A 250-nucleotide genomic window follows, 5' to 3' on the forward strand; every position below is an offset into this window, starting at 1 on the left:
GATACATCCTTCTATTGTTCCTATAGGATTGAATACTCTTTGTTCAGAATTTCGCACTGCTTCCAACGCATTCGTAACTATTGTCTTTAATTCTATTTGTAAATTTGGAGCAATATTTGGTGAATACGATTGATATCGTCCATTAGTTCTTTTTTTTGTAAAATACAATCTCATATCCAAATCTGTATTATCTAATTGATTTAATATATTTAATAAATTTTCGATGTCCAATTCTGTCATCTCCTCATCC

Annotated in this window: 1 protein-coding gene; it reads right to left on the reverse strand. The window is 29.6% G+C overall.

The window, feature by feature from the left end:
• The coding region (locus SM753_RS20965) for a hypothetical protein (protein ID WP_323192975.1) at nt 1-240 on the reverse strand (240 nt) is incomplete at its 3' end.
• Nucleotides 241-250 lie beyond the last annotated feature (10 nt).

This window comes from Halostella sp. PRR32, from assembly GCF_034808085.1.
GTDB classification, from domain to species: domain Archaea; phylum Halobacteriota; class Halobacteria; order Halobacteriales; family Natronoarchaeaceae; genus Halostella; species Halostella pelagica.